Here is a 7,877-nt window from a genome sequence, read left to right on the forward strand (position 1 = left end):
ACAACAGCGCAATCAAGACTGAGGGCCTGCAGGGAGCCCATCAGCCGTGAATCCGTCATGAAAAGCTATCCCCGGCCGGTTCGGGCCAGTTATGAAGGGCGGCGCGGCCCATCAAGCGTTCCCGATAAAGGGGAATTCGGCTACTTAAGCTGGCTGTCCTTGCTGCCCCGCCGATTGAAGCCCGAGGCAGGTCGTTGCTTCTTTTCGCGTTCCGATTGGCATCTGACACAGAGGTGAACGCCGGGCACCGCCTTCCGGCGTGCCTCAGGAATCTCTGCCTCGCATTCTTCACAATGGGTTAAGCTCTCGCCGGCGGGCAGCCGGCTTCGCGCCCGCTCCACCGCCTCTTCCACCGTAGCGTCGATCTGATCCTGAACGGCGCCGTCACGCGACCAACCAACAGCCATGAGTGCCTCCTTCGTGCAGACCTTGCCCCTGATCGAGTATATAGGAAAGAACCTGTCGGTTGCCACCTCGGCAAGAAGCTCCTATGGTACGGTTTGGGGAAGGTCATAAAGAGGTTTCGAGGGGCGGATTCATCCCCCGGCCCGCTTGACCGTCCACCCCTGCTGCTTGAGTTCCTCCATCAGCAGATCGCAGTGATCCCCCTGGATCTCGATGATCCCGTCCTTGACCGTGCCGCCGGAGCCGCACCGCTGCTTGAGACGCGTGGCCAAGGCCTTGATGCCCGCCTCATCCAGGGGAACGCCGGTAATCAGGGTCACGCCCTTGCCTTTGCGCCCTTTGGTTTGTCGGGACACCCGCACCACCCCGTCCGAGGGCGGCGGCGGCTGTTTTTTGGCGCAGGCGCACTCCTTGACCGGCCGGCTGCAAGTGGGACACATCCGCCCGAGCCCGCTGGAGTAAACCAGTCCGCCACTGTTCTTTTTTGGTGCCATGGTTCCCTTTCCCGCAAAATCGATTTGAAAATACTTCTTATGCAGCCAGTCCAATGCTCCCGGCGTTATTGGCATCCGGCTGGTTCTGGGAAGATATACTCTATTGCGGTGACAATTCAGTTCATTTTGAAAAATTGAGTAGGGTGTTCCCAGAATCCCCGCTTAGCCTCCAGGCAAGCGGTAACGGCTTCGTGTTCGCAGTGGGCAGGATACCTCCTCGTGACGCGACGATTTTCGAGACGGTCAAGCGCCGCCCCTGAATTTTTCGTTCCGTTGTGGAAATGGCAGATATTTCAACCTAACGCGGGGGTCGGCGGGCCTCGCGAAACCAGGTCCGGTACTCCTCCATCCGCTCCCGCTGCGCGGCGGGAGCGCGGCGGCGGCAGGTGGCAAAATCCGGCATGCCGGGAGCCGCGCCCCAACGCCGCTCCACACAGTCGTTGGGATTGTAGGCGACCTCCAGCCCCGGCCGGCGGGCGTAGATCTCGGCCAGACTCAGCCGCCAGGGGGTGCCATCACTCCGAGTGTAGGTGACGAAGCGCTCCCGGGACCGTCGATCGTGGAGCCGTTCAATGTTATTGGCTGCCGCGGCCGCGCTCTCGCCCTGCAGCAGATAGAGTTCGGGGTGGCGGCGGATGCGCTCGGGCAGGCCGGCGAGCACCTTCAATGCTATCAGCAGTCGCATATCGCGGGAGGGGGTCGCAAAATCCTCCCAGGGGCCGACGGTCTCGAAAATGGCCGGGCCGCTCGGCATGGGGATGACGGTCCCCGGATGGGCCCGCAGATATTCTTCTCCGTTGGCGACCGAGCCGACGCGGGTGTCGAGCTGTTCCATCAGCGCATCCAGGGTGGCCTCGTAGGCCTCGACCGGATCGAGACCGTGCGGGTTGAGGAGGCGCTCCATGCGGGCGTAAAAGTCATCGGGTGTGAGATTGGCCTGTTCGAGTGAATAGGGAGGAAGACTTGAGCGCTCCTTCAGAGCGGCGTTAACCGGCAAAATCCACCCTCGTTTCCCTTCTTCGGAGATCGGTGCACGGTAGGCTTTGAAACCGGGGCCGGCGTTGGCATTTAGCGCAAAGAGGAAGTTCCCCTCCCAGAAACGCTTGCGGGCGACCGAATTGTCGGGCTGGGCGTCCACCGCGAGGAGCAACCCGCTGCGCCCCTTGATCTGCGGAATCCATTTAACGATGATCAGGGTATGGCCGTAGGGATCGGCGAAGACGGTGCCGGGCCAAAGGGCCGAGCGTTCAAGCGGCACCGGGTAAAAATCGCTGGCGTTGTCACGCAGCGCCGTGCGTCCGGTGCCGGAGTGTACCCGGTCCATGATCCTGCGGCTGGTCTTCCGGAAGACGCTGGCGGGAGCGGCAGTGCGGACAAAAGACTGGTCGATCTCCGGCGGGTCGCAGCGTGGTGGAGCATGGGCGCTGCCCCGGCTGCAGGCGCGATAGCTGACGGGGAGGCCGAGCTTCCAGGCGAAGTAGGCGCGCAGAAAGTACGCCAGGTCGGCGCAATCCGGCTTGGCGGGAAATTGGCTGTCCTCCCCCTTGCTCAAGTAGTCATGGAGGAAGTTGCGCCGTGGATCGCGCAGCACGGGCTCAAGAGATGGGAAGCTGAGCGATACCTCGGGCGGGTCATTGAACAGATGCTCGACCCAGGCGGCGTAGAGCGCCTGCGTTGACTGATCCCATTCACCACCACCCCGGTTACCGGTACCCTTCCCGACCGGGATGACGGCGCTGGCCACCACCTTCCCTTCCCGCGTCGCCTCAATCAAGTGGCTGCCGAGTGCAGGCGACGGGAGTACCGCCCGCAGACTCCACGGAGGCCCGCCTCCGCTCACTGTGTCCAGCCTGGTCCGGCGCCCCGCAGGGCCGGTGGCGTATAATTCCGACAGATCGCCACGGGTCGAAACCGCCAGAATCTGCAATTTTTCGCCCGGCCGAGCCACGAGCGGTGCGCTCCAGATACGGACATCATCCACCCGGCTACTTGAGGTGGCGGCCCAGGAATAGTGGACAGAGAGCAATACGAACACCAGAATAAGAATAATTTTCTTTGTCATGGCGATAAAATCTCTTTCGTTCACCTTGGTGAAGCCCTCATTTTCTTCCCGAAAACCGCGCGTTTCGTGCCTCACCGCAGCCTGCGCAGGCGAAAAATGCGCTGGTTGCCGTAACGTAATTGGAAAACCAGGAGGGGTCGCATCTACAACCTGAGGTGACCGAGGTGCTTCCAAGTTATTCGTTCTCGTACTCGTTCTCGGTTTCATTCCCGCTCCCGTACTCGTACTCGCTCCCCTCACAAACCCGCATATCTACCGACGACATCCTGACCAGCATCGAAACGATCCGGCCAAGAAGACGTTTACCATTATTGCCGGTTTCGGCGTCAATGGCCTCGCATGCCATCAAAACATCTATCGTCGCAGCACATTCGAGTGCGGAACCGAGAGCAATCCTGAAAAACCGCTTACGATCCGCTGAAGGCGGCTTTCCATTGCCCTCGGCGATATTCAGTGGAATCGATTGAGAGGCGCGCAATAGTTGATCTCGGGCATGACGGTCAACACCATTCAGCCCCTTGCACAAACGATAGGCCCAAGAAACAAAAGTTATGCTGACCCGGTATGCATCGAGTTTTTCATGGTCGAACATTTTGTTTCCTGTCGAGTACGCGTACGAGTACGATTACCGCCCCTCCGGGGCTGAGTACGAGTAAGCATCTAACAGCAGGAGCAGCAGAATTTGCCTGCTACGTTTTCCTGAATCATCAGCCGAAAGGAAAACCAGAAGGGGCCGCATATACTTGAATTCAAATTTGAATTCTGTAGACCTGCCCCTTCTGCGCGGGAGTTCCGGGGACATCCATTAAATTTGTAACTTGGAAAAATTGAGTATGGCGCCCCCAGAATTACGTCAGAATTACGTATTAATCCCAGGCCTCCTCAAGAGTTTCTCTTCAGCCAATCCAACGCTCCCGGAGTTTTTGCCCATTCGGCCAAGCCTCTGGAAACGTAGGAAATCGCCTCTGTCTGGTCCCCAGGAGAGATGTATTCCGGCAGGCGCTTTGGGAGCTTTTTCGAACCAAGCAGATACGGCGGGACATGGGGATTCTGTTTTTGCGCCGCAGACAGCTTCCGGCGAGAGGATGGGGTGTCTCCGTCGATTCTGAATGCCAGCAAAGCCTCGCCGTAACTCCACTCGGCACTGAAATCTCCCGCGTAGCATTTCAGCAAGTCCTCCGCCTCCTCATAACAATTCAACTCCAAAAGGCAACTCAGGAGCAAATACCGTACGCCCTGATTGTCGTTCGGATTGAGGCGCAGCATCTCGCGCCAAAGTTCTGAAGCTTCGTCACCCTGACCGATTTCCCAGCACAGGTTAGCCAGGGCTCCCATGGCCCTCATGAAGGGACGGCTCTCCAACAGCCCCCAAAAGTGGCCTACGTTCTCTCTGAAGAATCTTTTCCCCAACGCCCGACTGCCTGCCGCGACACCCTGTCGCAGCAGTTCGATGCGCTCACGGATCGTCACTGCCTCCAGATCGGCCAGCAGAACATAGGCATCGGCACAGTCGGGGGATATCTCCAGGGCCTGTTGCGCGAGTTTGACGGCACGTGCCGCAGAAGACTCCCAGGCATCGTAAATGAGGTTCTGGGCCTCGTCGAGCAGTTGCTCTTTGCTTGCGGGTTTGCGGACCTGCCCGAACAATGCAACCATCTCTTTCTGAAACTTCATCGTCTCCGCACGCTTTTGCGCCGGTGTTTTTGGGGCCGCCTTCGATTGATTGCCTGAAGTCGCCGGCTTTTGGGTATCGGACGTTTTCCCCGTTAGGGGATCTTCCTTCTCCCCACGTTCCCAGCCGGGAAACGGCAGGACCTCCCCGAGGCTGGATTCCACCGACTCCGGCAGATGCGCCAGCTTCGCCAGCGCATCCCGGGGATACTGGTATCCGAGAGCGCCCATGGGAGTTTTATTCAAGCCCTTCACGGCGTCAGCCAGGGATTCGTCGGCGAGACGATATTTCGCCTGCAGAACGAGATCGTTCATCGACCCGAGCACTCTGCGATCGCCGGTTTTGGAAAAGCGGATGTTTTCGGCCAGCGGAGCAAGGTGCTTTTCGAAAACATCACCGTACCCGGCGTCTTCCATCTGCTCCCCCATCGCCGAAAGGACATGCTTGATAAATTTGCCGGAGTCGTTGATGCCTCGACCGGGGAAGACCACGCTGTAAAGGGAGGCCGAATGGATGAGGATAATGTACTGGGCCCGCCCAACGGTGAAAAGATTGGCGGTCCAATCGGTGAACGGATTCTCGGTGCGCGACTCCACTGTTGTCGGAGCAACCTTGATCTTCTTGGCCAGTTTCTGTGTTAAACGGATAATCATCATGGGGATCCCCAGCGGGCTCAGTTTACCCTGAAAACAAGGCTTTAAGCGTTTTTTGAGGCACACTTTTCATTACCGTTTTTGGGCCATTATTGCATTACCAGTGACAATCGGATCCTTAAAGAGTTGATTTTAACCCAAAAAATCGGCCAGTAAGCGGTTTTTGAGGGCATTTTCCCAGGATTTTTCAATTAATTTCGTAGTCTTAGCTTGGTCCGACCCCGCACGACTCTCCTAACCATGAAGACTATCCACCTTAACTTCTCCGCCACCCTGTCCTAAGGATGGTCCCACATCTGGTAGACCCTTCTGACCCTCTTGAAAAAATTCATCTTTTGGTATCATCTTTTTCGATCACCAATGCACATCAAAGTAGTTTGTCGATCATTTATCATAAAAAACGATCGACAAACTTCGTAGTCGTGTACGCGTGAGCGACAAAGGTTACCGTCCCTCAGTGATTCTCAAGAGTTCAGGGAAGATTTAAATTGCGGGCCGTCGACCACTTGATTCCATCAGGACATCCAGCACACCATGACCGCGAAGCTCTCTGAGAATTCGGCGGCCGGTGGCGGCCGGGATCCCTGATGCCGGGATGAAGTCTGTACCGTTGAAAACGGGTTGTGAAAAGATTCGATCGAGAGCACCGTTTAAGACGGCCGGCGTCCTTTCCAGGGCTCGCCCGGCAATCTTGAAATCAGGGTGTCCATGACAAAATCAAAGGCCGTAGAAAAATCCCACTCAGCGTCAGAGGTCAACAACGGCCGAATATCCCCTGCAAATTGGGAATCCTCCCGTTTTTCGAGCAGGTTCTGCTCAAAAAGCGCTCGGCTGATCGGATGGCCGCCAGCCTCCATATATTTCAAGAAGGCTTCGACAAGTCGCTCGGGATGCGGGGCGCGGCCGCTGCCATTGAAGGCATGCCAGAGATCAAACAGATCGCGCCCCTTTTTCCGCTGATACAGTGCGCGAAGCTTGGTTCCCAGCAATTCCTCAAGATCATAGGTCAGAATCTCCGCTGCCCCGGAAAACCAGCGAGAGTTGAGCTCAAATGACTGCTTGCGAAAGCCGAAAACGGAAAAATGCTCCCGAGAATTGATCTCGACCTTGAGACTCAGCGGCACCCCCTCTTCGGATTCAAACCGATATCGGAAGGTCACCCGTCCCTGGGTCTGTTTCCATTTCGGCTCGCCAAGCCATGGGGTCAACGCCTCCCGGATACCCACCATCAACGGGCCGATGGGACCGGTCTGAACCTGCACCAGATCGATGTCCTCCGAATAGCGGGCAGCCGGCATGTGCAGCTTGAACAGCGCAGTCCCGCCCCGAAAGGCAAGATTGTCTCTCACTGCCGGATGATTGAAGATGTCCACCAGGGCGCGGCAGATGATCAGATCTTGCTCGACCTGATACAACTGCGTCCATGGAGCCTTCGCCCGCCACTCCGTTATAAAGTCTTGGGAAATCAAAACTCGGCCTCGATCTCTGTATTGACCAGCACGGACCAGCGCGAATCCCTTGGCGCTCCCTTGAACGGTTTGGACCGATCAAGGGGGGTCGACACGGGCTTTCTCAGGGCCAGGTAGCGTTCAAGTTCAGCGGCCTTGTCGTTCTCACCGACCCGGTCAAGCAGATAACCCAGGCGTTGTGCCCAGGCTAGCGGAGAAAAATCCGCCAACTTCACCAGTTTTTTCCCGTCCAGTTTCTCGGCCAGTTCCCCCAGAATGGTTGCCACATTATCAAGCCCAACGGCACGGTCAGAGTATCCGACCAGATCAAAGGCAGTCGCTTCGGGTGAGGATAGATTCAGGAGTCCGCGGGGGGTTTTGAAAAGGGTCGTTGGAATGTCTGCAACATTCCTTCTCGCGATGAAATCCACCCTGACCTTGCCACATTCGATGCTGGGCCGATTTTTGGCCACAACAACCTGGAACACCTGCGGCTGATGATGGGCTGCACCGTGATATACTGCCGCGCTTAACAGACCTGCGTAGTAAGGCTCCCGCAAATGCTCCATGAGTTGGGGGATGAACTGCTCCGGGGGCAGACAGCCAATGCTCTGGTACTCAGGCGGCACAACCACCCAAAAGCCCCGATAAGGCATGGCAATCTCGCCCTTTTTGCGCAACCTTCTCAAGGCCGCCCGGGTGGCGACCAGAGTCGGGCCCAGAACTTTGCCGGCGTCCTCGACAGTGAAGGTGTATCGCCCCTTCGCCATAAGGTCCGAGATGAAATTTGATGCGAGCATAAAGACCTTCGATATGGATTACTCGCGCAAAGTAACACTTTTCGTTGCTTTTGTCGAGTGATTCATGCGCCAGCAACCTGCTTCGTCTTCGCCTGAACCAATTTAAAAGACACTCACGGGATGCCCTGGTGTTGTTGGCAATGTCGCGGCCCAAGATTAAAGCGGCAGGGATTGCCAAAAGGATACCAACGGAGATAGCGTTTGTGAAAGTGATCGCGAGGATCAGGATCAGTCCTGCATCATCCTGCCTGAAGGCTGTAACGGCGGTGCCAGCGGTATTGCTCGGCCCGGAGAGGTCAATACCCACAACCATCATTTCGCTGCCCAACAGTGACCTACCTTT

General features: G+C 57.1%; 8 protein-coding genes. 1 reads left to right on the forward strand and 7 read right to left on the reverse strand.

Annotation, left to right across the window (positions count from 1 at the left end; translation table 11 throughout):
- Positions 1-140: 140 nt before the first annotated feature.
- The 7 genes from JQN68_RS10195 to JQN68_RS10225 form a co-directional block, all read right to left on the reverse strand.
- Positions 141-407, reverse strand: a complete 267-nt coding sequence (locus JQN68_RS10195) for a DksA/TraR family C4-type zinc finger protein (protein WP_225072181.1) — start codon at positions 405-407, stop codon at positions 141-143.
- A gap of 129 nt (positions 408-536) precedes the next feature.
- On the reverse strand, positions 537-899 hold the full coding sequence (locus JQN68_RS10200) for a translation initiation factor Sui1 (RefSeq protein WP_225072180.1): 363 nt from the start codon (positions 897-899) through the stop codon (positions 537-539).
- Positions 900-1,197: 298 nt separating this feature from the next.
- Positions 1,198-2,490: a hypothetical protein gene (locus tag JQN68_RS10205; RefSeq protein ID WP_225072179.1), complete on the reverse strand. Its 1,293-nt coding sequence runs from the start codon at positions 2,488-2,490 to the stop codon at positions 1,198-1,200.
- Between the two features lie 646 nt (positions 2,491-3,136).
- Positions 3,137-3,553 carry a four helix bundle protein gene (locus JQN68_RS10210; protein WP_249621166.1) on the reverse strand — a complete coding sequence of 139 codons (417 nt, stop codon included), beginning with the start codon at positions 3,551-3,553 and terminating at the stop codon, positions 3,137-3,139.
- 290 nt (positions 3,554-3,843) lie between these two features.
- Positions 3,844-5,289, reverse strand: coding sequence for a DUF6933 domain-containing protein (locus JQN68_RS10215; protein ID WP_225072177.1), 1,446 nt, complete (start codon positions 5,287-5,289; stop codon positions 3,844-3,846).
- A gap of 647 nt (positions 5,290-5,936) precedes the next feature.
- Complete coding sequence (locus tag JQN68_RS10220; RefSeq protein ID WP_249621167.1) at positions 5,937-6,701, reverse strand: nucleotidyl transferase AbiEii/AbiGii toxin family protein; 765 nt, start codon at positions 6,699-6,701, stop codon at positions 5,937-5,939.
- Between the two features lie 50 nt (positions 6,702-6,751).
- Positions 6,752-7,534, reverse strand: coding sequence for a type IV toxin-antitoxin system AbiEi family antitoxin (locus tag JQN68_RS10225; RefSeq protein WP_249621168.1), 783 nt, complete (start codon positions 7,532-7,534; stop codon positions 6,752-6,754).
- Between the two features lie 128 nt (positions 7,535-7,662).
- On the opposite strand from JQN68_RS10225, the gene JQN68_RS14765 reads away from it, so the two are divergent.
- A partial coding sequence (locus tag JQN68_RS14765) for a hypothetical protein (RefSeq protein WP_249621169.1) occupies positions 7,663-7,877 on the forward strand: 215 nt, incomplete at its 3' end.

This window comes from Desulfuromonas sp. CSMB_57 (assembly GCF_020194955.2).
Taxonomy (GTDB): domain Bacteria; phylum Desulfobacterota; class Desulfuromonadia; order Desulfuromonadales; family Syntrophotaleaceae; genus JAFCIY02.

Coding starts and splice junctions, on each gene's coding strand:
- JQN68_RS10195 (WP_225072181.1), bottom strand. CDS start 407: ATGGCTGTTGGTTGGTCGCGTGACGGCGCCGTTCAGGATCAGATCGAC.
- JQN68_RS10200 (WP_225072180.1), bottom strand. CDS start 899: ATGGCACCAAAAAAGAACAGTGGCGGACTGGTTTACTCCAGCGGGCTC.
- JQN68_RS10210 (WP_249621166.1), bottom strand. CDS start 3,553: ATGTTCGACCATGAAAAACTCGATGCATACCGGGTCAGCATAACTTTT.
- JQN68_RS10215 (WP_225072177.1), bottom strand. CDS start 5,289: ATGATGATTATCCGTTTAACACAGAAACTGGCCAAGAAGATCAAGGTT.
- JQN68_RS10225 (WP_249621168.1), bottom strand. CDS start 7,534: ATGCTCGCATCAAATTTCATCTCGGACCTTATGGCGAAGGGGCGATAC.